Source organism: Oleiphilus sp. HI0067, assembly GCF_001635735.1.
In genome coordinates this window covers 1-1,237 of sequence record NZ_LWFI01000925.1, presented here as the reverse complement: position 1 = coordinate 1,237, position 1,237 = coordinate 1, and the positions used below count along the sequence as shown (strand labels likewise).

The window sequence follows — 1,237 nt, the reverse complement described above, 5'->3', positions numbered from 1 at the left end:
TGGTTGTAGCGAGCGTCTTAATGGCGATGGGTATGATGATGCTATCTCCAATTATTATTTCTCTACCTTTTAAAATTATGTTCTTCGTTTTAATTGACGGCTGGGCATTGATTATGGGCACCTTAGCCGCGAGTTTTGGAATATGACGAAGCTACTTGAGGGGAGGGCGTATGACACCTGATGTTGCTATCGATTTAGTGAGTGACGCGATTTATCTGATCGTATTGCTTGTCGCTCTTATTCTAACGCCAGGTTTGCTTGTCGGTTTAATGGTGAGTGTATTTCAGGCTGCTACGCAAATTAACGAACAAACACTTAGCTTTTTGCCTCGTTTATTGGTCACGCTGGTGGTACTCATTGCCGCAGGTCCATTCATGATGCAAAAGATCATCGATTTCTCAGAGCGTCTCATTCACAACATTCCAGTGCTGATAGGCTAGCAATGGTTTTTACAGATGCGCAAATAGGGGCTTGGGTGGCTGCATGGTTATGGCCGCTGTTCAGAATTGCGAGTTTCTTTATGGTGATTCCGGTCATCGGCACGCAGTTAGTTCCGATGCGCGTTCGTGTTGGTTTAGCATTCGTCGTAACGTTGCTTGTTGCTCCTTTGCTTCCACCTGTTCCTGAAATTGAGCCCTTATCTTTTACTGCGATGTATGTGACCTTGCAGCAAATTTTTATCGGTACCTTAATGGGCTTAATGTTTGTGTTTTTGATGCAGCTGTTTGTTGCTGCAGGTCAGATGATCGCCATGCAGATGGGCCTAGGTTTTGCGTCGATGATCGATCCGAGTAATGGGGTAAATGTCCCAATCCTATCTCAGATATTTTTAGTTTGCGTGACGCTTATCTTTCTTTCGATGAATGGCCACCTCGTTATGATCGAAGTGGCAGTTCAAAGTTTTCAGGCGTGGCCTATTTCAGACCAAATTATCGGCCCAAATAGCGTGTCGCGAGAGGATCTCTGGGGATTCCTGATGCGCATAAATTGGTTGTTTGCATCTGCGCTAGTGATTGCGTTGCCTGCCATTACGGCGGTGCTGATCATAAATTTGTCGTTCGGCATCATGACGCGTGCCGCGCCGCAGATGAACGTTTTTTCTTTGGGTTTTCCAATCGGTATGTTGTTCGGTTTATTTATTGTCTGGGTGAGCATTTCAGGCTTATTGCCCCAGTTTGATAATTTCAGTACCGACACCTTCTTATTTTTGCGTGATATGCAGGGCTTTTAGATGGCA

Annotated in this window: 2 protein-coding genes and 1 pseudogene; all 3 read left to right on the top strand. The window is 45.1% G+C overall.

What is annotated here, in order from left to right:
• Positions 1 to 146, top strand: a pseudogene (locus A3739_RS28115) (flagellar biosynthetic protein FliP); the annotation flags it as partial.
• A gap of 24 nt (positions 147 to 170) precedes the next feature.
• The gene (gene fliQ / locus A3739_RS11190) at positions 171 to 440 is read left to right on the top strand and encodes a flagellar biosynthesis protein FliQ (protein WP_068480035.1); all 270 of its coding nucleotides are present in this window, start codon (positions 171 to 173) and stop codon (positions 438 to 440) included.
• Positions 441 to 442: 2 nt separating this feature from the next.
• Positions 443 to 1,231, top strand: coding sequence for a flagellar biosynthetic protein FliR (gene fliR, locus A3739_RS11185; RefSeq protein WP_068480037.1), 789 nt, complete (start codon positions 443 to 445; stop codon positions 1,229 to 1,231).
• Positions 1,232 to 1,237 lie beyond the last annotated feature (6 nt).

Excerpts from the sequence above, each read along its gene's own strand:
- fliQ (WP_068480035.1), top strand. The coding sequence starts at position 171 with ATGACACCTGATGTTGCTATCGATTTAGTGAGTGACGCGATTTATCTG.
- fliR (WP_068480037.1), top strand. The coding sequence starts at position 443 with ATGGTTTTTACAGATGCGCAAATAGGGGCTTGGGTGGCTGCATGGTTA.